This is a genomic window from Nocardia seriolae NBRC 15557, assembly GCF_007990715.1.
Classification (GTDB): Bacteria; Actinomycetota; Actinomycetes; order Mycobacteriales; family Mycobacteriaceae; genus Nocardia; species Nocardia seriolae.
On sequence record NZ_BJWY01000025.1, the window covers coordinates 42,428 to 67,792 of the forward strand.

The window sequence follows — 25,365 nt, forward strand, 5'->3', positions numbered from 1 at the left end:
GCGGGTGGCGATCGGTGATGTCCGTGGGCGAATGCGCGGAAACCCGGTCGGTGGATGTCGGACCGACGCGGTAGGATTCGCGCGGAAAGGGAGGGATGATGAGCGAATTCAATTTGGGCGGTGTGCGTTTCGACGCGGATACGGTGCTGGCCGCCGCCGCCGACCTGGAAGCCATGGCCGACCGGTTGGAGACCGCCCTCGGTGCGGACACCCAGGCCCTGGCGGTACCCGCCGCAGGCTCGGACAAGGTTTCGCTGGCCGCGGCCGACACCCTCACCTCGGTGGGCGCGTCCTTCGTCACCCAGAGCGCGGGCGGTGTGGACGAGCTACGCAAGCTGGCCGCGGTGGTGCGCGCCCAGGCGCACGCCTTCGGCCAGGTCGAGGTCGACAGCTCGACCGACTTCATGAACCTCTGATCCACCCGCCGCCCGCGTCACGGCGCGGGCGGGTGCTCGATGAGCGCGGGAAGCGGTTCTCCGGCATCCGAATCCAGGTCGAACGGCGGCGTCGTCCCGGCCAGGCTGAGGTATCCGCTCAGGCTCTGGGTGAGGGAGAACCCGAACCCGTCGGGTGTGCGCGTGTACCCGAGGCGCGGCACCGCGTCCGGCTCCTCATCAGCCGACCAGCCCTGTTCGGCCCAGGCCCGCAACACCAGGTCGAAGTACCGGTCCGACTCCGCGGGCGCGGCTCCGACCACCCAGTACCTGATGTCCAGGAACCGCAGCGGATTGTCGGGATCATTGCCGTCCCAGCTCAGGTCGACGCCGCTGTGGAACACGGCCTTGGGCAGATCCGGGTGCCGCAACGCCAGGCCCACTTCGGCGGGCAGCGCCCGCAGCGTCGCCTCGAAGTGGTGGAGCAGCTGTGCGCGGGCGGCGGCCCGCGTTGTCGCCGTCGGCATTCCGTCCTCGTTTCATCTGTTCCGTCGGGTGGCTTCGTCGGTTCCGTCGGGTGCCGGGACCGGTCAGCGCACGCGATGCCCTTGACCGGTGATGATCAGCCCCAGGTTCCGGTATGAGGTCGGGTGGTCGGAACTGAAGTAGTTCTTGCCACCGTGGTCGTCCGGATTCCAGCCGAGCCGCGTCGGGCTGCGCCTGGTGCCGGACTCGAAAACCCTAGCGCCGAACTCCGGATCGCTGGGCGCGGGTCCGTGCGTGGGCGGCATCAGCTGGATGGAGTCGTACTCGGCCATGGTGGCGAAGACATGCTCGCCGATCCCCGCCGGATCGACGCCGGTCAGCCGCAGGCCCCCGACGTGGCTGACGCCCGTGCCCCAGCTCCCGATGAAAACCAGTGCGTCGGTATTGAGTTCGTGTCCGTGACCGGCCGCATGCCCGCCGGTGACTGCGCCGTAGGAGTGCGCGAGCGTCGTGGTGTTCGCGGGCGGCCCCTGATGGGTGGCGCGCAGCCCGTCGTGGAATTCGCGCACCTTGGCCGCGCCGTTCTCCGCGTGCTCGGAATGCACCGCCTGATTCAGCGAATTCGGATTGTTGTAGGCCCCGAACAGAACCACCGAGGTGGTACCGCCCGGATCGATCGCCAGCGCGGCCTGCCGCACCTGCTCGAGCGTGTCGAGCGCGTAGCCGACACCGCTGCGCCGCCGGAACGCGCCCGCCAACTCGACGACCACGTGATCGGCGGTATCGGGATCGCCGAGCGCGTAGATGTATTGGAGCCGCTCGTCGAGGTAGGCCAGCAGGACGTCGGGGCGGCCCTCCGGCGTCGGCTGGTCGAGGTAGTTCTCGCGAATGTCCTTGATGATGCCGAGGCGATTCTCGTTCTGCTCGCGCAGCGCCTGCTCGTGCAGCTGTTTCAGGGTCTCCCGGTTGTAGTGGTCGCGGTCGGTGTGCGGGATGCCGTCGCGGTTTCCGATGAAGGGATCGGCCCGATGCCAGGCGTCCTTCTCGGCATCGGACAGGTGCTGCCACGCCTCGTGCAGCTCGTGCGGATCGGTCGGCAGCCGATGGTCCGGATTATCCGGTAGCCCGATGTCCGGCACCGGCGTGTGCTCCGGAGCCTCCTCGGTGCCCGGCGGCCAGCGGAACCACCGTTCCCCGGTCCGGACATCCTCGACCGTGTGATGGTCCATGGGCCGCAAGTATCCGGAATCGGCCGGGTGGTCGGATTCGGCTCCTGCGGCTTGCAGCCGCTCCAGGTGCCGAGCCATCTCGTCGCGGTAAAGCATGTGCGCCCGCAGTTCGGCTCCGTGCGTGCGCAGGGACAGGAAGTCGAGCGCGTGCGCGGCCCGGTTGTCGAGGCGCAGCGCATCGACGTATTCCCGGTCGGCAGTGGGCAATTCGGAGTCGCGACGCCCGACATCGGCGAGCAACTCGTCGACCCGTCCGCGTGCCCGCTCGGTCAGGTACTCGTCGACGATCGCGCGCCGATCGGCCGCACCCGGTGTGCCCTCGCGCAGCCCGAGCCGTTCGACCAGGCTCAGCGCCTCGCGGCGGGTGAATTCCGGCCCGGCGGCATCGGTTTCGGGTGCGTGTGTACGTTCGGCCAGCTCACGCAACTGCCGGATCCGGCCGAGATCGTGCGCGGTAGGCGCCGCGTCGCGATCGCTCGGACCGGGTCGCAATACGCCGTCGTCCGGTATCCGCGCCTGCTCGATCAGGCGCGCGAGTCCCGGATCATGCTGGGCCAGTAGCCGTTCGACGGTGGGCGCGTGCTCGGGATCGTGGAGCCCCAGATGGTAAGTCAGGTCGGCGAGGTCGCGGTACAGCGGCGCCATGACGACGTCCTTGGCGCGCACCAGATTGCCCGCGCCGATCTGCTCGATCAGCACCCGCAGTTCGGCGAAGCGGCCGCCCAGATGCGAGGTCATCCGGTCGGGCCGGTCGTCGGAGGGATCGATAACGACCTGGTCGTCGTGGATCAGCCGGATCTCGGCCAGCTCGTGCGCGACCGCGCGCACCACGTCGCCGTCGCGGGCTCGCGGCGAGACCTGGATGTCGTACCCGGTGACCCGGCCGGATTCGTCTGTGCGCGCGTGGAATTCGGCGACCGCGTTTCCGGTGGTCGAAGCCACGTCCACGCGGATGTCGATCGGGCGGCCGTCATGCGTCATCTCGAACCGGCCGGTGTCGTGGTTCCACGCCACCTCCCCGGGTTCGATGAGCCGTAGATTGCCCTCGACCCTCTCTACCACGGATTCCCGTGTCAGATCCGGCATCCCGGACGGGCGCGCGTCGCCGCGGAAGTCACCGACCGGGCTCGCCGTGCCGTGCTCGCCCGACACCGGTTCCCCGGTGTGTGAAGCCTGTACGGGGTGAACGGGTTCCGTGCCGGGCGGGAGTCTCCGAGGCTCGGGTGGTCCGCCCGGTGCATCTTGGGCGGACCCCGCCGGGTGGTATCGATCGACGAGATTCTCCGGCCCCGAGGGGAAGTCGGCGTAGCGGCCGCTGAAGTTATGGGCCTCGCCCATGCTGTGATTGCAGTTGGCGCAGTACGGGGTGTCCTTCGGTGCGTCGCCCTCGAAGGGTTTGTAGGTCTGGGAATACATTTCGGCCATGGCTTCGCGGCCGGTGGGCAGTTCCGGCAGCCCTTGCCTGCGCAGTTCCACATTCGCGTGCTCACGCGCCCACAGCGCCGCATTGGCGGCCTTGACCTCGGCGTGGCCCCAGGGCCGGTCGAAGTGCGGGTACGGCCGAACCTCCGGGGCGTAACCGGGATAGGTCTTGCTCTCGGGTCGGCCGTCGCGGCTCAGGTTGGGGTAGCCCCCTTCCGGGCGCGCCCGCCCGGCGGCCTCCATCGCATCGATATTGGCCTGCAGTGTGGGATGGCGTTCGTCCTTCGGGACGACCTCGTTCTGCTTGCCGTTGGCCCCCTCGTAGGCGATGCCGGTCCGCAGGTCGACGACCACGGCGGTCACGGTGCCGTGCCGCTTCTGGCCCACGTAGGTGCCGTCCTGCTGCGCCTTGGCCACGCGCTTCTGCGTCTTGATCGGCTTCTCGCCCGGCTGCTGCGAGAACGAGTCGGCCGCGGCCCGGAACTGCCCGGCCCGCTCGCGCGCGATCTTGTCGACGTGCTCCTGGACGGGCCTGCCGTCGACGGTGGCGATCAGCTCGCCGTCCTTCCCGATGCCGCCCGGATGCTCGTTCAAGTCCGCGATCGGCTTGGTGTCCGGCGTGGTCGGGGCCGTCGTGTGGTCGTGGGTTCCCATGGTCTGAGGATGCAGCTGGGCCGCAGGAATTTCCGGGTGCTCGGCGCTTTCCGGATGCGCCGGGCTTTCCGGATGCGCGGGGTATTCCGGGTGCGCGTGGCCGCTCTGTTCTTCGAGTTCGTAGCGGTGCGCGAGCTGGGGATCGTGCTCGGCCAGCAACCGGCGCACGGTCTCGGCGTGGGCGGGGTCGTGCATGCCGAGGTGGTCGGCGAGGTCGCGGAGGTCCTGACGGAGGCGTGGAAGTTCGTGTGCGTGTGCCGGATCCGCGCTCGCCCGGTCGATGTGCTCGGCGAGCACCCGCATTTCGGCGAACCGGCCGCCCAGGTGGGTGGTCATCGTCGAGGGGCGATCGTCGTGCGGATCGACGCGAATCTCCGGGTCCTGCGACAGCCTGATCTCGGCCAGTTCGTGTGCCAGCGCGCGCGGTACGTCCACGTCGCGCGCGCGTTCGGAGAGTACGACGTCATAGCCGGAACCGTCGGGCCGCTCATGGAATTCGGCCACATTGCGATCGGCGGTCTCGCCCACGGTGACCTTCACGGTGCGGCCGTCGGGGAGTTCGAAGTGCTGTCGGTCGTGGTTCCAGACGACGTCCTCCGGGCCGATGACGCCCAGGTGCTCCCGGATCTGGTCGTGCACGAACTCCGGCCGCAGGTGTTCCGCGCCTTCGCGGGCGTCACCGTGGAAATCGCCTACCGGGCTCGCGTTCCCGTGTTCCGCGGTCTCGGACGGCTGGTGTGTCCCGGCCGGCTCGTGCGTCCCGGGCGCGTCCGGTTGGTACGAGAGCGTCCACCGATGCTCGGGCTGCGGCGTCGAGAAGTCGGCCATCTTCTCGTGCGGCAGCGTATTGCTGCCCCCGGCGTCGATTGTGTAGTAGTAGTCCCGATTCCCGGGGTGCTCGAAGTCGGTCCGCTCCATAAGCTCGAACGGATTCCGGCCGTCCTGGTGCGCCCGTTCCAGCGCCTCCCACAGCTTGGTGCCGAGAATGTGGTAGCGAGTGCCCGGGGCCCCGCCGACCTTGTCGGGCTTCATGTCCCACTGGACCTCGACGCGCCCGCCCGGTGCCATGATCTCCGAAAGATGCCCCGCGATGGCGTGATACGCCGCGTCCGGGAGCTTGGCGCTGACATTGTTGATGAAGACCCGGGCGATCTCACCGCCGAGCAGGTGACCATTGCCCAGCATGTCGCCGTAGACCATGACGGTGCCGGGCTCCATGAGCGGCCCGGCGTCGAGAATGCCCTGATCGCGCCGGCGCTGCGCGACGATCGCGGCGTCGGCGAGTTCGGTTTTGATGATCAGCCCGCCGCCGGCCCGGTCGCCCGGCGGGGTCATCTCGACGGCGAACGCGCCGCGGCCGACACCGACATCGATAGTGTGGCCGCCCGCCGCGGCCGCGGGCACTTCGGGCCGCGGTTGGTGCACGATGGGCTCGTTGTCCGCGCCGAAACGATACTGCTCCAGGGGAAGCCGATGCTGCGGCTGCGGGCGGGGCAGCACCTCGACGGTGGACAGGCCGTCGACCGCGTCGTGCAGGACGACCGTGTATTCGATATTGAGCCCGTGCTCGGCGGCCGCGCGGTTGGCCCGGTCGATGCCGTGCAGGAAGTCCGCGAGGGTGGCGTGGGGGCCGCCGTCCACGAGTCCGGTCGCGTGATCGATGACGCCCGCGATGCGGTCGGGAGCGTTCTCGAAAGCGTCAGCGGCATCGTGCATCTGCCGGAAGCGATCGGGACCGAGCGCGTCGCGCGCCTCCTGCGGCATGCCGTCGTGGAAGTCGTCGATGGCCCGGTGGATGGCCGCGGCCTGCTCCGGCCCGCGCAGGGTCGGATGGTTGATGGCCGCGTTGATCGGATCGATGGCCTTGAACAGACCGGGCACCTTGCCCCGGGCGGTCCTGGCCTCCTCCTCGAAGATGCGCTCGAACACCCGCCGCGAAAGCTCCTCGCGCATACGGCCGTTGAGACCGTGCTCTTCGGCGCGCAGCAGATCGGCGGCGTGGTCACCGGTCAGCAGCTCGCGCAACCGGTCCAGGTGGTCCAGCGCGGCCCGGTGGAATTCCTCCTCGGTGAGGTGCGGATCGAAGGTCGGCCGTTCGGCCAGCACGCCCGCGCGTTCGAGCTCCAGCCGGTGCGCGAGTACCGGATCATGCTCGGCCAGTAGCCGTTCCACGGTCGGTGCGTGCGCCGGATCGTGGAATCCGAGGTGGTCCATCAGGTCGTGCAGGTCGTGGCGCAGGCCGGGCAGCTCGGCGGCCCGGGCCGGATCCATGACGGCACGGTCGATATAGGTGGTGAGCGTGCGCAATTCGGCGAAGCGGCCGCCCAGCTGAGTGGACATCCGGGTGGGCCGATCATCGTGGGGATCGATCAGGATGTCGTCGTCCTGCGACAGCCGGATCTCGGCCATCTCGTGGGCGAGCGCGCGCACCACGTCCTCGTCGCGAGCGTGTTTTGACACCCGCACGTTGAAACCGTCGGCGCTGGGCACGAATTCGGCCACATTTCGATTCGAGGTCTCACCGACATCGACCCGCGCGATGCGCCCGTCCGACAGCACGAAGTGCCGCTCGTCCGGATTCCAGGCCACCCCTTCGGGCGCGATGAGCCGCAGATTGTCCTGAATCCGCTTGTGCATGACCTTGGGCGTGAGCTCGCCCTCGGCCCGGGCCTCGCCGTTGAAGTCACCGACCGGCCCCGCCGCAGCGGTGTCGAACTTGCGCGAGTCGGTGGGCCGGGCGCGGTCGGCATGCTGAGGCGCATCGACGGGAATCGGGAGGACGGCGGCCGCGTCGGGGTGCGTGTCCAGAGAATCCTCACGGCCACTGTGGGATTCACCGTGATCGCCGGACAAATCGAGGAAATCGTCCGGTCCGGCTGCGTGCGCGTGCTGTTCGTGGTCGTTGCCCGGGGCGGACTCGGGGCGCTGCGCGGTCGGCTCGACTCCGGTGCGGGTGGCCTGCACCGGGGCATCCGGCCGGGTGGCACGGTCGACTCCGGCACGAGCATCGGGGGTCCGGGGCGAGTTGCCTTCTGCGGGCCGGGGTGTCGTGCCGTCCGTAGGCTTGGGCGTCGTGCCGTCGGCGGGTTTGGCGGCGCCGTCCATCGGCGAGCGGATCGGATCACGCTGGACGCCAGGTGATTTGGCCGCATCGTTTGCCGGTGCCCGAGTTTCGCCGGGTGAGCCGTGCGTGGACGGGTTCGCCGTACTCTTGCCGGTCTCGCCTTCGGACCGGGCGGTCCCGTCGGTCGAGAAGTTCGTCGCCGCGGTCGAATTCGCGTCCCTGGTCGGATCCGCGGTGCGCTCCGATCCGGATTCCGGTGCGCGCGAATCCACGCCGGTCTCGTGCGGGCGACCGGATGCGTCCGTCGCGGCCGTGCCGTCCCCGGCACGATGCTCCGGAGTACCGCTCGTATCCGCGCGCGTGCCCGCTCCGGAGGTCTCGTCGCCCGTGTGACCGCCGCCCGTCGACTGGGTGTCGGCGGAGCGGTGCGACGGCGAATCGCTCACGCCCGCGGTGTCCTGCGGATTCGCTTCGGGACGCTCACGTCGGCCGTCGGAGCCGAACGAGCCGTTGTTGTCGGATCGGGCGGAGTCGGCTCCCTGATCGGTCGGCCGATCATGCCCATGGTCGGCGGGCGCGACATCGGTGGCCGCCCCGGACCCGGCCGGGTGCAACTGCGGTCCGCCGGACTGCTGCCCGTGGTCGCCGTCCCGCCCTCCAGACGAATCGCCGTTATTGCCTTGCTGCCCATTGGCGTTGGGATCCCCGGTCGCTCCGTGCTGCCCGCCGCCGTCCGCCTCTCCAGTCGTATTGTGGCCGCTGCCGTTGGTATCGCCCCCGGTCGTGTGGCCATTGCCGTGGGTGTCGGTGCCGGTGCCGGTGCCGTGGTGGCCGTTGCCGTTGGTCTCGGCCCCGGTGGTGTGGCCGTCGCCGTTGGCATCGGTGCCGGTCGTTTGGTGGCCGTCGCCGTTGGCATCTGCCCCGGCGGTGTGGCCGTCCGGGGTCGTGACGGCGTGGTCGAAGGTGGCGGGTTTGGTGCCGTTCTCGCCGGGGACCCGCGTGCTGCCGTCGCCGGTGTCATGGCCGCCCATGGGCCCGTTGTGGTTGGTATCGCCCACGTATCCGTGCAACCCGCTGGGCGCCGCCCCGGCGAACGCGCCGCCGGTGAGCGCGCGCGGGTCGAAACTCCAGTCGCCATTGATGGTTCCATTGGCGAGCCAGCCCGCCCCGGCGCCGCCCACCCCTGCGGTCGCCCCGGTGAGCGCCCCGTTGAACGCGCCCTTCCAGCCGCCCATTTCGGTGGGCAGGGCACGGTTCGCACCGAAGCCGATCGCGCCGCCCGCGCCGCCGGACAGTCCGGCGAACAGCGCGTTCTTCCCGATCGCATCCCAGTTGAAGCCGTGGCCGTGCCCGTCCAGATTCTGGATGGACTCGACGAGCAGTTCCTGCGCGGTGGCCTGCAGCGTGGCGATCACCGCGCCCTGACCGATCTCGTAGATGAGTTTCGGCAGTACCTGTTTCAGCAGCGCGTTGGTGATCCGGCCCTCGATCAGGCTCTCGATCCGCCGGACGAACATGTTGCCGAGCTCGCGGAAGGTGACGCGGGCCGCGGCGAAGACGGCGGCCTCGGATTCGGGCGCGAACGGCCCGGTGGCAGCGGCCCAGGCGATTTCGCCCAGCAGCCACCCGCCCGCGATATAGAAGTTGAGCTTGGCCGACTGCAACTGGTCGCCGAATCCGTCCGCGGCCGTGGACAGCTGGCGGTAGTTGTCGCCGAATTCCTTGACCGACCCGTGCCCGGAGTCGTCACCGTAGCGCAGCGGTTTCAGCCAGTCGATGATTTGTTCGCCGCCGGTCCCGTCCGGATACGCCTTGTCGAGCGCCCCGAGCAGGTGGTCGAGATCCTTCAGCAGATCATCGGCCTGTCCCGCAACCGATTCCAGGTCGCGGGCCATCTGCCACATGGTGTCTTCGTTACCGTGCGGCCATTCGGAGCCCACCAGCCAGCTCAGCCATTCGAGCCACGATGGAAACTCCAGCGCCACAGGCCACCTCACGCCGGTCGGGTTCTGATCTTGGCGAGACCGACTGTGCCACAAGGAAGCAGATGAACTCAACCTGAACGAGGAATGAGTCGCCGGTGACGGATCCCGGTACGCCCGGCGGTGATAGGGTCCGGCGGGAAGGAGGCCGCATGGGCGAGATCTCGGGAGCGCGGGCAGAACTGGACCGGCTGGGTGCGGTCCTGCGCGCGCAGCTGGTCGAACTCATCGCCGACCTGACCCCGGATGCCGACCTCGGCCTGCTGTTTCTCGACGAACCGACGGTCGCCGACTGGAGCGAGCCGCCGCGCTACCACTACTCGGGCCTGATCCGCGGCGAGCGCCCCGCCACCGTGGCGGCCGCCGATATCGCCCGGCGCGCTACCGCCCTGCTCGCCGGGGCGGGCTGGGAGGTCGGTGAGGTCGCGGACACCTCCGGTCCGAAACCCGCCGTGGTGGTCACCGGTCGTCGTGACGGCCTCGGCATCGAAGTGCGTGTGGGCGACCATACTTCGGCGGTGATGTTCAGCGGCCGGACCCCGGCACTCGCACTGCGGGAACCGGAGGAGTTCCGGCTGCCGGACCCGGTGCGCACCCCCGAAACCCTGACCTCCGGCCATGTCCTGTGCTACGAGTGCCGGGGTCTGGGTGCCTGCCCGGAATGCGGCGGCCGGGGCTGGCTGGGTGAGGAGCGGTGTCCCGAATGCCATGGGTCCCGCGTCTGCCCGATCTGCGGGGGCGATGGTGAGCTGGCCATCTCCGAGCTGTCGCCCTACCAGCGCACCCACTATCCCGAACTGCGCTGATTCACCAGCCGGAGTCGGTGGCTCCCCGGCTCTCCTGTCCCTCGGTCCACGCCTCGTAATCGACGGCATTGCCGAACTCGGGCGCGGCATCGCCGAGCTGGGACAGTCGTTCCCGCGAGTGCGGGGGCGCGAGCGAGGCGGGCTCGATCGTCGGCGCGTGGGACTCGAGATCGGGCATGCCTTCGATCAGATCCGACAGCCTGGGCAGGCGGGCGCGCTTGTCCCGCAACGGTTGCAGCAGTTCCCGCCCCTGGCGTGCGACATCGGTCGCGGCGTTCTGCGCGGCGGTCGTCATCGCCTTCGCGATCTCGTCGTAGCTCAGGTCGGCGATATCGGCGGAGAAGCGCGTCGCGATCACCACCCCGTCCGCGTTCACGGTGACCCGGACGCGCCCGCCCGCGGCGGTGCCGGTGGCGGTGAGCTGGACGCGGCGGCGCGACGCCTCGGCGATCGCCCGCAGCTGGGTGGTGAACTCCTCGACGATCGCTGCCTTGGCGGCTTCGCCATTGTGCCCGGTCATTTCGTCGGCCTACGCGAACGTGTCGGTATTGCCGTGCTCCATCTTGTCGAGCTGGTTGGCGGATTTGATCAGTCCGCCGTGCAGATTGTCGAAGGAGTGCGCAAGATTCTCGGTGCCGGTGGCCATATTCGCGCTGCTGGTGACGAATCCCTTTGCGCCATCGGCGAATTTGCCGCCGAAATCGTCATCGCCCCACCCCGCCTCGCCGGGCGAGACCGCGGCGCGCGCATGGTCGGCCATCGACTGCAATCGGGCCCGAATGTCCGCGGCGAAACCCGCGGCGTCGCGTACCGCTTCCGGATGGACCTGCACTCTCCCGGCCATAAGATCGACTGTCCCACAACCGATCAGTGAACTCAACATGAACGCGACGTGCCGGAGCTCGCCTGGCAAGATCGATCCCGCACCGTTCCCCCGGCCGAAGGAGCCCCCATGCCCGACACCCTCCCGCTGGCCAGAACCAATGCCGAGGCCCGCCTCTACCTCACCCTGCAGCCCTGCCCGGCCTGCGGCGAAACCCGCTGCAAGTTCCGCAGCGCGGTCATCACCGTCGACGGTGATCTGGCCAGCCGCTACACCGGCGACTGCCCGTCGTGCGGCACCTCCCGCGCCTACGAATTCCGCCTGCCCGCCGACATCCTCCCGCCGCCCGCGGATTCCGTCCGCTTCGGCCTGGACAACCCCTCCGAGCTCCTCGACCCCGGCGTGTGGCTGTGGTACTCTGACAACTGCATCCGCCAGGTCGGGCCCGCAGGCGGTGACCCGCAATCCGCCCGCGCCGCCCGCCACACCTTGGCCACCGCCCTGGCCGCCGTGGAGGAAGCCGCGAAATTCCTCCCACCCGCCGCCGACCGCATCCCCGCCACGGCCTTCACCTCCCCGCGCGGCCGCGCCACCTACACCGCCGAACCGGGCCGCTTCACCCGCTCCCGCCTGGCGGCCCTGCGCGCCACCTACGCCGCCGCCCTGGCCGACCGCTAGCCGGGCGATGAACCCGATTCGATAGTTTTGGGTGGGAAACCGCGGTTTGGATGGGCGTTGGCGGCGAGAGGGAGAGCATGAACAGGATCGACTACAGCGTGAGCCGCCGTGACATCGCCACGGACGACGACTTACGCCTGACGTATCGCGGCGAGCCGTTCACCGGCGAGGCCGTCGAAACCATCGGCGACCAACTGCTCTTCCAGGTCTTCTACGTAGACGGCATCCCTCACGGCCCCGACCGCGAATGGTGGGCCGACGGCCCCCTCAAATCCGAAGGCCAGGTCGATTACGGAGTCCCCGTAGGCATCTGGCGCACCTGGCACCACAACGGCCAACTCGCCAGCGAACAGGAATTCGACGAAGAGGGCGACCCCATCACCACCCGCAACTGGGACGAGTCCGGCAACCCCGTCTGACCGCCCCTCAACTCCCGGTAATCACCCGAACCGCAGCGTCCTTGGCGGCCTCGCCCACTTCGCCGACCCGATACCCCCGACTCGCGATGTGCCGCACCAACTCCGCCTCCGGCGGCAGCCCATGCTTGTGCAGATAGTGGGACACAGCCCCGGCCCAAACCCACACCCCATCCGTCCGGAAGTTCAACGGCACATCCCGCTCCCCCGGCACAAACTCATCCTGCTCGAAACTCCTGGCTGCCAACACAATCGGCGCACTCTCCAAATAGGCCAGCACCGCGGTCCGGATATTCCCCTCCAGCGCCTCCCGATTCATCACCGGCCGCCCGTCACCGTCTTTCCCGTCATACACCTTCGCCATCCGAGGCGGCTGCACCGCCGCCGGTTCCGGCTCGATCTTGACGGTCGCCTCGACCGCCGACATCGGTGACGCCGGCGCGAACGGGTTGGGCGCGGGTGCCGCCTGCACGAATGGGTTGGAGGAGGAGTGTATGGGCGCAAAGGGATTCGGCACCGGCGCAACCGCGAACGGATTCATGGCAGCGACAGACATTGGCCCGGGAGGCGGCATGAATCCCGGGGCATATCCCCGCAGCGGCTGCCGCAAGCGCGGCTTGGCGAGCTGTGCGACCAGGCTGGCGATCACCGCGGGCAGCGACAACAAGACCGCCACTATCCCGATCCAATAGCCGATCGAGATGGCATCGAACCCGTACGGGAAGAAGCCCAGACCGATTTGATTGAAAAACACCTGCATCATGGCTGACCCGAAGGCTGCACCGGCTGCGATCCCGCCGGCGATCCGGACTGCCCGGCTATGCACCCCGCGACCGGCGAAAAGCAGCACAGCCACGACACCCACAGCCACCGCCATCACAACGGGCACCGCATCGACGACATGCCAGCCGTCACCGATTATGCGAATCCCATTGAAGTCTTTCCCGGCGGAGAGCGCGGTCATTATCAGTACTTCCGAGCTGACCGTCGCCACCGATGCGAGCATCAGGAATACCGCTGCGGTCCGATCCGCCGCGCCGCCCGCACCGTCCGGCGGTGTGATCGGCTGCTCGCGAAGCGCGTTCACCAGCGCCGCAATCGAACCGAGAATAGCTACGACCAGCAACCAGAACCCCAGCCCGTAGCCGAAATCCCCGCCCGCCGACGCGAGACTGGACACCATCGACACCGTGAACGTCACGGCCGCTCCCGCGGCGAAGGCACCGAACCAGCGAGCCCCTGGCCGCCGTCCGGCCCCCGCGAGCAGCAGCACTCCACCCAACGCCGCCAGCACCGCCACTATCTCGAATGGGACGCCCAACGGCTGGAAGTGAGTGTAGGTATAACTACCGCCGCGGGAGTGACTGGCGGTTTTCCACGCGTATTCTTCCCACCGGCCGCCGCTGTAGGCGAGCTCCTGTTGCAACAAGGGTGTGAATGACGCCGCGACAACAAGTACTCCCACGACAACCAGCAGCGCACCCGTCACCCGACCCGCGTTCCCCGTCATTCGCTCGGGCCCGCCCGTGCCGCCTTCATTCCGTGTGTAAATCATGGATCTTCGAGCCCTTCCCGTCCCTCGCTGCCGGGAACAGCCCGTCCAAGCCCCCGTCCGATGCTGCCGCCGACCCTAATTGGCCGGATCCCTCGACGCCAACGTGGCCGCCGTAGGATCGTTTCCGCGGCGCCGGGGGGAGTGGGAGGTCGAATGATCATCGTTTCGTGGCAGTGGCCATTGGTGTTCGGCCTCATCCTCATTCGCCTGCTCGCGCCGGGCTGGCTGATCATGCTCACCCTGTGGACCCTCGGTGTACCGGCGTTCGTGGTGTGCGCCCCGCTGCTGTTCGGAGCGTATCTATCCACCCCCGAACAGCATTCGCTGATCCAGCTCGCCGACATCCTTCTGGTGGTGGCGGCGTTCACCGTCCCCGACGGCGGTGACAACAGCGGATACCGGATCCCCCTACTGACTTTGGTGAAGTTCGACCCCGAGATCGACGAGAAGAACCTGTTCGGCAGGGCGCTCGTCTGGACCGGCGGCGGCTGCGTATTGGCCTACGCCGGTGTCCTTCTCGTGCTGTGGGTCGAGATCGGGGAGCAACACGGCTGGATCACAACGGGATTCGGCAGTTGACGTGCGCGGTGTCGGGACTGGCGCGCGCCGGTGGGTTAGGGTGCGAATCGGCAGTACATGATCGATTGGGGGACCGGTGTATCAGCTGAAACGCCACTCGGGCAGTCGGATCGGGATGGTCGCGGCCGTGTTGAGCGCGGTGGTGGTGGCCGGGTGTGCGAGCTCGGTGCCGGGGCATCCCGTTGCCGCGCCGAACACAGCACCGTTCTATTCGGCGGTTGTCGATCTGATGACGCAGTCGGCGGCGCACTACTCCGGGTCGGATGCACGGGGCGGCACGTGGGACGTGCGCGCCACCGCGACCGGGGAGGTGCTGGGGAAGGTCGGCTCGGGCGGTGATTCGACCGACGTTCTCGTGGTCGACGGGAAGACCTACGCCAAGCCACCCAAGAGCAAGGCGTCGGCGAATCTTCCCCGGGGCATGTCGCTTTCGGATGTCGAGGGGAAGTGGCTCACCGGTTCCGACGATCTCGCCGAGGGCGTTCCGGCGGGGTCGTTGTCGCCCCGTGAACTCGCCAACCAGCTGCTGAGTGCCCTCGACCGCGCCTCCGCCTACCCACGGGTCGGCGATACCCCCGTGCAGATCGGTTCCGACCAGGCCATCGAGGTACCGACACCGATTGGCACACTGGCGGTTTCGGCAACCGCACCGTATCGGGTACTTCGGCTGACGCCCCCGACCGGCGTCGGCGCGTCCAGCACCAGCCCGACCCCCGACACACCGGGCATCTTCCTCGGCACGCAGAATGATCAGCTCGGCCCCATCATGTTCATCCTGATGACCGCCGCCGACCGCGACCAGGTATACACCGACATCGTCAATCAAACTCAAACCCTGAGCAATTCGCTCGACGTAGGCATCAACTTCCAATTCGACCCCTCCGGCAACCTCGACTGCAACGAGGCCAGCTGCACCGTCACCTCAACCGTCACCACCTCCACCACCGCCACCCGCTCGGCCAAACTCTCCGGCAACGTCTCCGCCGCCATGACCGCCGCCATCACCGTCGAAGGCCGCCCCAGCGCCGGCTGCGCCACCACCCAAACTCTCCCCATCAGCGGTGTCTCCACCATGACCTGCGTAGACCCCACCGTAGCCGCCATCACCGCCGATATCCGAGCCACCAAACGCGCCGAGGCCCAAGCCAAAGCCAACGCAGAACACCACGACGTCTACGTCAACTGGAACGTCCACTTCGCCGCCCAGATCAAAATCCAAGCCACCGCCATGATCCAGGCCGAAATCGACCGCATGATCACCGTGGTCCGCACCGAGGGCGACAATGCCCGCAACCGCTCGAACTGCGGCCAAACCTGTACCTACAACCAAATCCCGTACAACAGTGACAAACTCAGCCAGGCAGCCAACCGAGCCCGCACCACCACCCCCGGATCGACCCGCAACATCATGGTCGCAGTAGTCCCCGGCTGGAACGACCCGAAAACCGGCGACCTCGTAATCGGCTCCGGCGACCCCCAGTCCGACAACGGCACCGGCCGTTCGGAAGACGACATCCTCACCCAGCTGACCTCCAAGGGCCTGAGCCCCGACAAAATCACCGGCCTCTACAGCGAACGCCAGCCCTGCTTCTCCACCTGCAATTCCAAACTTGCACCCAGCCTCCACCCGGGAACCCAAGTCACTTACACCGTCCCCTGGGTACCGAACGACGCCGATTCCCACTCCGCCGGCGACGCCCTGATCAACCGACTGGCAGCTGAACCCGTTGGAGGACAACGCAAATAGCCGACTGGCCCGCCCCGGGATCGGTAGCCGACGGCTTGGGCTGGGTAGCCGACCTTAGTGGGACCGCTTCGATGGTTACGGTAAAATGGTCACTTCATTCCCGATCGGGTCATCATCGATGTCGATCGGGGTGTAATCGACGACGCAATAGAGGTCAGCGGTGGCGAACAGCTGAACCAGGTCGTGCAGTCTCTCGATTGGATCTGCCGTCTCATCTCCGAGCGTGCCTTCGAACAGGAAGAGGGGTCCGGCGCCGCGCGGACCGATCGCCTCGTGACAGTAGACGTAGACCGTAGGGACTTCGTAGGTCAGCTCGAAGCCGAACATTCGCTCCCGTGCACTGAACTCTGGTGTAGCCAGCCACTTCTCGAACACACCGGCGATCTCTCGGCTGGTGCCATGCTTGACGTCGCCGTAAAACGACACGCGAACTATGCGCAGCGACGATAGTGCCACCGCAGCACCCGTCCGGCTTATTATCCTCCTGCGCACTACGCGAATTCGTCCTTCACCTCGTCCGCTCGCGAGCCATTCAACCGCTCCGCTGCTTCCTCGAGCTTTCGATCCAACTCTGCCCGTCGGCGTGCGGAATTGGTGCCGTCCAACTGCCCCGCAAAGGTCTCGCGCGCAGCCTCGACAAGTTCCTCGGCGACATCCGGATACGCACGGGCGATCACCCTGAGCGCAGTTCTGGTGGGCAGGTCCAGCCCGGTATGGGTCCGCACTCCCCGCCCCTCCAACGCGTGAGCGAGCATTCGCTCGAAGTTGATCCGCAGCTGGTCAGCGCTTTTGTCGCGGCGTCGCACACCGGTCTCCTTCCCCGACGACGTCCCTGTGAATGCCGCGGCTCGCGTTACCAGTCGTCCGCGCGAATCCGGCCCGGTGTGATGTCGTCCAGATCCTCGACGTCGGTGAACGTCATCACTGGATCGTTATGTTGTTGCTGATCAGGCGAATTCGTGGGTGCGGTGGAGGCGGGGACGGGTCTGCATGGCCGACTGGTTCATGAAACCCCGGGCCATTGCGGTGCCGGGTGATGAATCTGTGCGGGCGCTGGTGCTGTGGACATCACCTGACCGGTCCTGCCTCCGGCCGCGAGTGCCCCGCCCGTCAAGACCAAGCCGCCAACGAAGAGGGCCGCACCGATCAGCACGACATCGCTGATGAGTTCGGCCGTGCGCTCTTGCGCTGGCAGGGTGTCCTCCCCAGGGGTGCTGCTGTGTAGGTCATCCATGCCCCATGTGCATTCCTGAATCGAGGGGATGTCCCGATTCGCCTGGCAACTCAACCCAGCCTCATCGGCGTCCGTGCGGCAGCGTCGCGCACATCGTGCTGAGCCATGTAGCCGAGACACATCATCACGGCCCCGGTGATTGCGATCAGCAGACCGAATATCCCTGCGGTAACCCTCATCCCAGCCCCCTCCCGACAACCGTCTACTTACGAATGCCGCCGCCTTGCCGGACCAGAGTTCCGGGACCAGACGGGTCGGCGCGCCGACATCGTAACGCCCGCAGTCTGAAGTCGACGTTGTTGATCGGGCTCAATCATGAGTGTCGAGCTCAGCGGACATCTCGTAGCATCGCCTACGTGAAATCACCGGAATAGCGGAATGAGGGCGGTTCGCCTGCGGCGCGGCGGCCGAACTCTTGCTCCCACATATCGAACGTTCTGCGGCGCAGCACGGTCAACGTGTCGCGTTCTTGGGCCTCGAGTGGTCGTCGTTCCTGCCGGGCCTGATCAGTAATCTCGTCGATCTGCCGATAGATGTCGAAAATCGGTCCCTCGCCGCGCAGGTAGTGATTTCGAGCTTCCTCGGTTTCCTTGACGAACTGTTCTTCCGAGAGCGCTGCGAAGTCCAGGTCCGCGCCGGGTTCGAAGACTGCGTCGATGTCGGCCTGTGTAGCGGGTTCGAAAGCGCCGGTGTCGATATTGAGCTTCTGGCCGGTTACTTCATCGTGGACAGGCTCTTCGAGACGGATCGTCCCGTTGCGAAACCGGAAGTACGACGGGGATTCTCGGAGCCAGAGCACGGATCAGCCTCTCGGATGTTTGGGGGTATATAGGCTATGGGGCCAAGACCTGATCGAGACGCTGCGTCAACCACGACCGGAAGACCGCGTAGTCGGCGGAGCGAGTCAGGGTGACCTGGTATTCGCCGGGAATCATTCTTCCGATCGCATCGAGGCCCACGCCGATTCGGCTGGTCCGTAGGAAGGAGCGACCTATCGCTTGGGCGAGAGCCATCGCGTCGTGTTGCATTGTGCCCGGATAGAAGTTCGCGAACCATTGATCCATATGGGACCGGAGCAACTTTCCCGCAGGGCCGGACTTGGCTAGCAGCTCGTATTCAGCTGAGCTGGAGGTGATTTCATTGGCCGGGTGGAAGGTGACATCCGACGGCACGATCCACGTTCGCAATCCAGCGTGCAACACCTTCCGCGCCGCGGCCACGTCGAGCCGAATATTGTGCTCCGCGCGATCGGTGTGTCGGTAGTTCAGGCCGCCGCCCATCTGCGTGACTATGAGTCGCGCTGCGGCATCGGGAATCTCGTCGACCACTGTCGAGAGGTTCGACATGGGACCGATGCCGAGCCAGCGCACCTTACCGTCGGTCGCCGCCAGCACCTTCCGGACGGCGGTGAGAACATCCCAGGACTGCTCCGGCGCATCGCGCGGAACGAGACCTTCGGCCGCCCAGTACTTCTCGTTTCCCAGGTCGATGCCAGCGACCACCGGGACATCGGATCGGCCGAGCAGATCCAGTAGATGCCGCGCGCACCCGGCACGCCTACCGCCGTGTTCATCGCTGGTAATAACGAGAGCCAACTCTGGCCGTCCCGCCGCGACGGCTACCGCGATGGCATCATCCGGGTCGCCTCCGATGTCGGTATCGACGATCAGCGGCATGGTCGACAGCGGCGGAAGCATGTCCGGCAAAGCCGATAGGGCGTCGGCCCTCTCGTGTAAACCGACGCTCCTGGCCTGATCGATCAGCGCATCGCGAATCTCGTTCGGTGATGGTTCCCGGGGGCTCGTGTCGTCCGTCATGCTCAGGCATCCTCCAATCGCTTGGGGGCATAGCTCTGGAGGTATCGATCGAAGAAGGCGCCGACACCGATGGGGATGGGGCGAACAGCGGAAAGCGAGTAGGTCAGGATGTAACCCGCGCGTCCGGGACCGCCTTCCCAGAATCTGTACTGCGGTTCGAGGGTGTCCAGCAGTTCCTGGTACAGATCACGGATTTCGAGGAAGCCCAGGAGTTCGGGCAGGCTCCACGACTCGATGTTCGCGGCTGGCTCCGTGGGTAGAACAGCCGATGTCCCCCCGCCGTCGCCGCGTACCCGCTGACCGGCACGGAGAGCCTCGGCCGCCTCCAGTTCGAGGAAATGGTAGGGCCCCGCTGCTTCGATGAAGACCCACCGATTGAACCGCGGATCCTCGTAGATCTCGCCATCCGAGAGTTTGGCGATCTTGTTCGTGTACCCGAGTCCGGTGGCCGAGATTTCGTGCGGCTGGCCGTCCTCGTCGTGAACGGTGATCAGCCGGTTGGTCGTAGTGAGCCAGTCAACGATCGCTTGTCTGAACTCTCCCCGGCGCTCGAAATTACGCACGCACCCGAGATGGAACGAGCCGTTGAAAACCGTGGACTCATCGTCCCAGGTCGCGAGGATCGTGTGGTAGGGCGGGATGGATTCTGCCCACCCCTCGGCTTCCAGTACGAATCGTCCACAAAAGTGGCATGCGTTGCGTTCGTGGAACACTCGTCGCCTCTCCAATGTGCCCAGATTGACCACTGACCGGTGGTCGGAGATTCCCGCCCAGATACCGTGCACTCTATCGTTCGCGATCTATGGTCGCGGTGGCGACCCGACCGGGTTGGTTCGGCGGACGCGAGGCCGTGCGCTGTGTGCGATGCTGCAGGTCCGTTCGCACGAAGGGGACCGACGTGCGGCGTGGCCGGCCGACCAAGGAACAGTTGGAGCAGAGCTTCGAGCGTGTGCTGTCTATGGTGTTGTCGGGATATGGTGTCCCGAGCTCGAGCGGGCTCGATTCAGAAACCAAGGAAGCGCTGTGGGGTATTGCCCATGCATACCCGGCGGTGACCGACGATCTGCTGGGAGCAGCTCGTAGCGCATTCGCCGGGCAGTTGGACGGCAGCAACGCGGTGCGCTCGCAGGCGGAGTGGGACCGTACGCTTGCCGATCGCGAGGAACATCCGTCCCGGCGTAACCACTGAGCTCAGCCCTCGGACTTCTCGGACCGCTCGTAATGGGCACGCAACTCGCCTGGCGCGATCGTGTTCTCCGGTGTCACCGGTCCGAATCCCTTGGTGAACTTCGGGTTGTCGTCGACCACACGCTCGGAGTAATCCACCGCATCCCGAACCCGCATGTCCTCCGCCATCTGCCGGTCGATCGCATGCAACCGCTCGACGGTGATCCCCATTCGCGCTGCGGTCTTTTCGTCGGCCTCCCGCCGCTCGTCGATGTCAGCGGGCTTCATCCACGGCGGTATGGGTGGTAGTTGCATGAACGACTCCTCGCTCAGAAGTAGGTCGCAATGGCGGCATCGAACTTCGCATCCGCGACATCGACACCACCTCTGGGCTGATAGTTCAGCCCACGGACGTGGTCGAGGAACTCCGTAGGAATGTCCAGCGCGTAGTTCTCCAGATAGTGGACTGAATCAACCCGCCAGATCCACTCCCCATCCGACACGAGCGACATCCCGCCAAGGACTGCCTTGGCGGTGTCGAGCAGATCACTCACCTCGCCAGGCACATCGAACACCGGCGTAGCCGCCTTCATATACTCAGCCACCAACTTTCGATCCGCAATCGGTTGCCGCACATACGATTCCCGCATCAACGGCAACTCCTCGCGCACCGTCCGGTACATCTCGCGATAGATCCCAACGGGCTTCAACACACCTGCTGTCGCTTCGGTCATTGCGCAACCCCCGATATATTGTGACTGTCGATGTCGACCAGCCTACTGGTCTGGTTGACCGACCCGTAGGGGCTCACGCATTGTCGGATTCGTCACGACGTGGGTCGAATTCAGTTCCGGAAATATCGTCGTGGTATTTATCTCCGGCAAGAATCTCAGGATCGGGTGAAGCCGAGCGCAGCCTCTTTCGCGCCTCTTTGAACTTTTCTCTATATTTGTCAAGCTGCTCCGGTGTGGGTGCCTCGACTCCGGCCTCTTCGGGGGTGGAGAATTTTCTACCGGCGATCTCTTTACTCATGTTTCCTCACCTGAACCAGATCGATATAGTGGACATCATCTGTGTCGCCATCCCACTCGACATCTGCGACATAGAATTTACTGTCTGTCGCGAAGATGACTTCAGCTTCGCGGGGCACGGTGCTGTAACTCTGGATATCCTTTCCGGACTCCGAGATTACGGTGAACATTACTCTCTCGTAGCCGAGGTCATGAGTGCCCAGATATGACTTCTCCATAAAACCATCGGCGATATCCGGTCGTTTCGATGTGCTGAAGAACTCCTTCACATCTACCACCAGGCCTTTCTCGTAGGCCGCGATGACCTCCGGTGGCAAAGTCAGTCCTCGGTAGACGGTTCCAGAGTAGTCGGGCAGCTTCGACAATGCCTGGTTGATCGAGTCGACCCGGGCTTCTTGTCCGGGCGAAAGCGCAGTGTCCGATCGTAGTAGCTCGTTGAGGCGGTCGTACCCTGACGCTGAATAGAACTTCAGGGCCTTGTCGTCGGCCTCCGTGATGTGTGGCAGTTCGGAACCGTCCCCTGCCGAATGCTCATCGTTCGCGAGGACGTCCCAGTTCTCGTGGGGATCTTCCTCGTACTTCGGGAGCTTTTCGTCGGGATGGCCGGTTGGCTTCTGGACGGTGGGTTCCGGTGTGGTGCCGTCTGGTTCGGTGGGGTGGAAGGTTCGCCATTCGGCGGTGTCGTGGATGGTCGCGGGGGAGTCCGGGAGGGCGCGGACCCCGACCAAATCGGAGGGGGCACGGACGGGGACGCCCAGTTCGTCGGCCGTATGTTGAGCCCAGCCGATGTCGTTGCCGCTGTGGCAGGACAGGAGGCGGACGGGGGTGCCTTCGGTGTAGTTGGGGTTGTTGCGGATAGCTTCGACGATCTTTTGAGGATCTATCTCGAAACCGCCTTCGGCGGTGGGCTTTCCAAAGCGGTTGCCGTGGACGATGACGTCGTGTTCGCCCTCATTGCGAGCATTGTCGTAGACGCGTTGGACTGCGGGGGAGTCGCCGAGAGCGGTGCGGTCGGTGCCATGGCGAACCGGCAGCTCCGCGGCGGAGCGACCGTCATCGATGGGCGCGGGATCGGTCGCCGGACCGCTGTGCTCGGTGTGGTCGGCTGATCTCTCATGGGTCGGGGTGTGTTCGGCGGGAGTCTCGTGGGCCGGGGCGTGCTCATAGAGGTAGATGCGGGCGCCGCCGAGCAGGCCCGCGTTCGGGTTCTCGACTGCGCCGCGCACCTCGAAGGTGGTGCCGGGTGCGAAGAGTACTTCCCTTTCGCCCGGGCGAGCGGAGATGCTGCTGATATCGCGACCGGTTTCCGAGTGGATGACAAATTCGACATTGTTTACGAAGGTTCGGCGCGGATCACGTGAGGTGCTGGTGAACGACGACTCCGAGACCTTCGCTCCCGGTACGTAGCGAGCGAGCTCCTCCGCTGTGAGATGTGCTCCACGCCAGACGGTTCCGTCGTATATCGGCAGCTTCTCGAGAGCCGATTTCATATCGGTGGCGAGTTGTTGCTGAGCCGGATCGAGTCCGAGCTCATTGCGGAGGCGGTGGTTCAGATCGCTGTAGACGTCCGTCTCCGGGTCGGTGTAGCGGTGGACCGCATCATGCTCATCCGGGGTGAGTGCCTCGGCGGGTTCCGACTCCGGATTCTCCTGATGAGGTTGCGGTTCCGAGTTCTCGGGAGCGGGCTCGTCCTTCGTGTGTTCGTTGTGCGATTCGGGATGATGCTGCCCGACCGGATTTTCGGTGTGCGGCTGCTCGGTGTGCGGCTGCTCGGCCGGCTGGTTGTCGGCTGGCTTCGCAGGGGGCTCCAGGTACGCGTGGGCAAGATCAGCGTCGGTCGGGAGCAGATGCTGGGGGCTTTGTTCGACGTATTGCGCGACGGTGGCATCGTGCTGCCTGAACAAGTCCCATGCGGTGCCCGACACGTCCGTATCGCGCAGGCCGAGCCTGTCGAACAGATCACCGAATTTCACACGCAGTCCAGGTAATTCGGGCGCGCGTGCGGGATTGTGATAGGCCTTGACCAGGTCATCGACGCGTTGCTTGACCTCGTCGAAACGTTCCGCGAGGTGCTCGGTCAGCGTTGACGGCCGGTCTGGATTGACATGGGCTGGTTCCGCCCGGTGCGCGTGCGCGGAATTCTCCGGAGGGAGTAGACCGCGACCATGCTGCTCCAGGTATCCGGCCAGCGCCGGATCGTGCTCGCGAAAGCGCTGCCAGGCAGCCGCCTCGGATTCGGGCGAGCGGAGGCCGAGATTATCGTACTGTTTGGCGAGTTCCGCACGGAGCGTCGGTAATTCGGTGGCTCGTGCCGGATCGTTGAACGCAGCGACGACGCTCTTCGTCTGCGCACGCAGTTCGTTGAAGCCTTCCCGCAGGTCATGCGGAGATTGCTGTGGCTGGGTTGCGCTGGGCGATGGCTCGTGCGCCGGCTCATCGGGTTTCGAGATCGGCTGATCGGGCCGGTGCGGTTCGAAGACGCGGGCGATGGCATCGTTGGGAATCCGAGTGAACCCATCGGGGGACAAGCTGTGCGCGTTGGCGGTGTCGAGAAGATGCCAGTACAGCACCTTGGCAGCCTCGGGCGCAGCCTCACCATTGATCTCGACGTTGGCGAATGCCTCGGCCAGTGCCTCGTCGGGATCCAGCTGGTCGTTCTCGAAGCTGTAGTCGCTGAGCTCGTCGAGCCAGGTCTCGAACGCCGCCTTGTCCATTCCGCCACGGCTCGCCGTGAAGTAGTCCGCCAGCGCGGACTTCGCGGTCAGTCCGGCTCTCCGCTGTCCCTCGAGGTCGATGCTGTGGCCGTACTCGTGCAGAAACATCGAATACAGCGGTCGATCGCCGGAGCCGGGCACCAGATGGCCGTCCGCGACGTCCTCGGTCATGTGCTCGGCCATCAGCCTCGGATCCAAGGCGTATCCGCCGTCCAGCACGATCCTGTCGGTGGATATCCGACCGTTGTCCGTGCGGGGAACGGTTTCGGCGTAGCAATCCTCTGGTAATTGCTCGATGGCGATCTTGGGCAGGTCCACGTCCGGATACCGGGACTGCATATCCTCGACGGCACGCGCGAATTCGCGGAAGACCTCGGGGTGCAATCCGGAGTAATCGAAATGTGGCGACTCGACGCCCCAGTCGCTCATCAGCTTGTCGGCGATCTGCTCGGCATTCAGCGCGGACCACTCGTCTCGCTCAGGTGTGTACCAGTCGCCCTCTGCGGGATGGGCTTGCGCTGGATGAGTTTCGACGGGAGGAGTCTCGATCGGATCTGGATGAGAGTGATCCTGGGCTGCGTCGTGTGTATCACCGAGGTCGATGGCTCGGACACTCTCAGGATCTTCGGGCCTGGACAGCGTCTCTCTGACCTGGTCGACGAATGCCTTCTTATCGGCGGCATCGACACCAGAGTTGGTGTATTCCTCCCAGAGTCGCGCGGCTTCGTCAGGATGGAGGCCGGCTTGCTCGATCAGGTCTGCCAGCTGACGCACCTGCGCTTTGTCGCCCCGGCGGACGAACGAGTCCAGGACATCGTGGAGGTTCGGATCAACTCGGTCGTCATTGCTGATCCAGGATCGGATCTGCTCCACGTAGTTGTCGTGCCCGGCTTGCAATGTGGGCCGGGGATCCAGGCCCGCGGCACGCATCTGGGAAATCTCATGGGCGATCTGGGCGACCGGAACGAGCGCGATCCGCTTGGCGGCCTCACGAACCAGCGGATCGGTGAAGCGGTCGTGAATGGTGGCCGGGTTCAATCCCTCCAGCGGCTCGGTGTCGTGCCGCTGTAATTGCTGCTCCGGCAGTCCATCCGGCCCGATCCCCTTGGGGCTCTCCAACGGCCCGTGCATGATTTCCTCGATCGAGCCCAGCGCATCCTGATGAGAGAACGTCAGGTCGGGTTCGGCGGGCAGCTCGCGAACGGGGAGGCCCTTGTTGCTGTGCTCCCTGTCGAGGTCGAGAGCGTATCCCCGCTTGGTACCGGGGTGCACGTCCGCCGGAGACTCGGCGAAGAACATGTAGTGGCCCTCGAAGCGCGTCTCCGGGTAGACGGCGCTCAGGAGCTCCTGAACGGTTCCCTTGTAACTCGTGTCCACGAGGGCGATTTCGCTACCGGGCTCACCGACCGGGATGTCGAGATCGCGGAAATATTCCGTCAAGCGGTGATAGGCGTCCTCGATCGATTCGGGACGAACTTTGCCCTTCGCACCTCGGAACTCGTCGATTTCGGGGAACCTGTGGCCGGAGTTGTTCTCCAGGTCCTGCACGGCAGTCTCGACGACCGCCCGCGACAAGGTGACTGTCAA

21 protein-coding genes are annotated in these 25,365 nt (G+C 66.0%); 7 read left to right on the forward strand and 14 right to left on the reverse strand.

The window, feature by feature from the left end; all coding sequences use genetic code 11:
- Nucleotides 1-98 precede the first annotated feature (98 nt).
- A complete protein-coding gene (locus NS2_RS10820) occupies nt 99-416 on the forward strand; it encodes a PE family protein (RefSeq protein WP_033087360.1) in 318 nt (105 codons plus the stop codon).
- A 17-nt stretch (nt 417-433) separates the two neighbouring features.
- Here NS2_RS10820 and NS2_RS10825 read toward each other — a convergent pair whose 3' ends face one another.
- Together NS2_RS10825 and NS2_RS10830 are read right to left on the reverse strand one after the other, a co-directional pair.
- On the reverse strand, nt 434-901 hold the full coding sequence (locus NS2_RS10825) for a hypothetical protein (RefSeq protein WP_036548897.1): 468 nt from the start codon (nt 899-901) through the stop codon (nt 434-436).
- Between the two features lie 63 nt (nt 902-964).
- Nucleotides 965-9,226: a WXG100-like domain-containing protein gene (locus NS2_RS10830; protein WP_147207151.1), complete on the reverse strand. Its 8,262-nt coding sequence runs from the start codon at nt 9,224-9,226 to the stop codon at nt 965-967.
- Between the two features lie 137 nt (nt 9,227-9,363).
- On the opposite strand from NS2_RS10830, the gene NS2_RS10835 reads away from it, so the two are divergent.
- Complete coding sequence (locus tag NS2_RS10835; RefSeq protein ID WP_052086275.1) at nt 9,364-10,017, forward strand: DnaJ-like cysteine-rich domain-containing protein; 654 nt, start codon at nt 9,364-9,366, stop codon at nt 10,015-10,017.
- 1 nt (nt 10,018) lies between these two features.
- Here NS2_RS10835 and NS2_RS10840 read toward each other — a convergent pair whose 3' ends face one another.
- Both NS2_RS10840 and NS2_RS10845 read right to left on the reverse strand, forming a co-directional pair.
- A complete protein-coding gene (locus tag NS2_RS10840; protein WP_033087330.1) occupies nt 10,019-10,537 on the reverse strand; it encodes a YbaB/EbfC family nucleoid-associated protein in 519 nt (172 codons plus the stop codon).
- Nucleotides 10,538-10,546: 9 nt separating this feature from the next.
- A complete protein-coding gene (locus tag NS2_RS10845) occupies nt 10,547-10,861 on the reverse strand; it encodes a hypothetical protein (RefSeq protein ID WP_143161185.1) in 315 nt (104 codons plus the stop codon).
- Nucleotides 10,862-10,969: 108 nt separating this feature from the next.
- Between NS2_RS10845 and NS2_RS10850 the strand changes: the two genes are divergently transcribed.
- Nucleotides 10,970-11,518, forward strand: a complete 549-nt coding sequence (locus NS2_RS10850) for a hypothetical protein (protein ID WP_033087328.1) — start codon at nt 10,970-10,972, stop codon at nt 11,516-11,518.
- Between the two features lie 77 nt (nt 11,519-11,595).
- Entirely contained in the window at nt 11,596-11,937 is a 342-nt protein-coding gene (locus tag NS2_RS10855; protein WP_033087359.1) for a toxin-antitoxin system YwqK family antitoxin, read from the forward strand.
- Between the two features lie 7 nt (nt 11,938-11,944).
- Here NS2_RS10855 and NS2_RS10860 read toward each other — a convergent pair whose 3' ends face one another.
- Nucleotides 11,945-13,423, reverse strand: coding sequence for a hypothetical protein (locus NS2_RS10860; RefSeq protein ID WP_052086274.1), 1,479 nt, complete (start codon nt 13,421-13,423; stop codon nt 11,945-11,947).
- A 219-nt stretch (nt 13,424-13,642) separates the two neighbouring features.
- Here NS2_RS10860 and NS2_RS10865 point away from each other — a divergent pair, with 219 nt between their 5' ends.
- Both NS2_RS10865 and NS2_RS10870 read left to right on the forward strand, forming a co-directional pair.
- Nucleotides 13,643-14,068, forward strand: coding sequence for a hypothetical protein (locus tag NS2_RS10865; protein WP_036548889.1), 426 nt, complete (start codon nt 13,643-13,645; stop codon nt 14,066-14,068).
- Between the two features lie 115 nt (nt 14,069-14,183).
- A complete protein-coding gene (locus tag NS2_RS10870) occupies nt 14,184-15,815 on the forward strand; it encodes a nucleic acid/nucleotide deaminase domain-containing protein (protein WP_143161186.1) in 1,632 nt (543 codons plus the stop codon).
- A gap of 75 nt (nt 15,816-15,890) precedes the next feature.
- Here NS2_RS10870 and NS2_RS10875 read toward each other — a convergent pair whose 3' ends face one another.
- The 5 genes from NS2_RS10875 to NS2_RS10895 all read right to left on the reverse strand — a co-directional run bounded on the left by NS2_RS10875 (nt 15,891) and on the right by NS2_RS10895 (nt 19,612).
- Entirely contained in the window at nt 15,891-16,271 is a 381-nt protein-coding gene (locus NS2_RS10875; RefSeq protein ID WP_143161187.1) for a hypothetical protein, read from the reverse strand.
- A 35-nt stretch (nt 16,272-16,306) separates the two neighbouring features.
- A complete protein-coding gene (locus tag NS2_RS10880; protein ID WP_228102519.1) occupies nt 16,307-16,621 on the reverse strand; it encodes a hypothetical protein in 315 nt (104 codons plus the stop codon).
- Between the two features lie 780 nt (nt 16,622-17,401).
- A complete protein-coding gene (locus tag NS2_RS10885; RefSeq protein WP_033087323.1) occupies nt 17,402-17,848 on the reverse strand; it encodes a hypothetical protein in 447 nt (148 codons plus the stop codon).
- A gap of 34 nt (nt 17,849-17,882) precedes the next feature.
- On the reverse strand, nt 17,883-18,866 hold the full coding sequence (locus NS2_RS10890; RefSeq protein WP_197707884.1) for a nucleoside hydrolase: 984 nt from the start codon (nt 18,864-18,866) through the stop codon (nt 17,883-17,885).
- Between the two features lie 2 nt (nt 18,867-18,868).
- The gene (locus NS2_RS10895; protein WP_143837456.1) at nt 18,869-19,612 is read right to left on the reverse strand and encodes a glycoside hydrolase family 25 domain-containing protein; all 744 of its coding nucleotides are present in this window, start codon (nt 19,610-19,612) and stop codon (nt 18,869-18,871) included.
- Between the two features lie 182 nt (nt 19,613-19,794).
- Here NS2_RS10895 and NS2_RS10900 point away from each other — a divergent pair, with 182 nt between their 5' ends.
- Nucleotides 19,795-20,055: a hypothetical protein gene (locus NS2_RS10900; RefSeq protein ID WP_155239991.1), complete on the forward strand. Its 261-nt coding sequence runs from the start codon at nt 19,795-19,797 to the stop codon at nt 20,053-20,055.
- A 2-nt stretch (nt 20,056-20,057) separates the two neighbouring features.
- Here NS2_RS10900 and NS2_RS10905 read toward each other — a convergent pair whose 3' ends face one another.
- The 4 genes from NS2_RS10905 to NS2_RS10920 all read right to left on the reverse strand — a co-directional run bounded on the left by NS2_RS10905 (nt 20,058) and on the right by NS2_RS10920 (nt 25,326).
- Nucleotides 20,058-20,348: a hypothetical protein gene (locus NS2_RS10905; RefSeq protein ID WP_143161188.1), complete on the reverse strand. Its 291-nt coding sequence runs from the start codon at nt 20,346-20,348 to the stop codon at nt 20,058-20,060.
- Nucleotides 20,349-20,362: 14 nt separating this feature from the next.
- Nucleotides 20,363-20,767 carry a hypothetical protein gene (locus NS2_RS10910; protein ID WP_033087318.1) on the reverse strand — a complete coding sequence of 135 codons (405 nt, stop codon included), beginning with the start codon at nt 20,765-20,767 and terminating at the stop codon, nt 20,363-20,365.
- 73 nt (nt 20,768-20,840) lie between these two features.
- A complete protein-coding gene (locus tag NS2_RS10915; RefSeq protein ID WP_071811613.1) occupies nt 20,841-21,065 on the reverse strand; it encodes a hypothetical protein in 225 nt (74 codons plus the stop codon).
- Nucleotides 21,058-25,326, reverse strand: coding sequence for an ADP-ribosyltransferase (locus tag NS2_RS10920; RefSeq protein ID WP_147207152.1), 4,269 nt, complete (start codon nt 25,324-25,326; stop codon nt 21,058-21,060). The genes NS2_RS10915 and NS2_RS10920 overlap by 8 nt, the downstream gene beginning before the upstream one ends.
- Between the last annotated feature and the right edge of the window lie 39 nt (nt 25,327-25,365).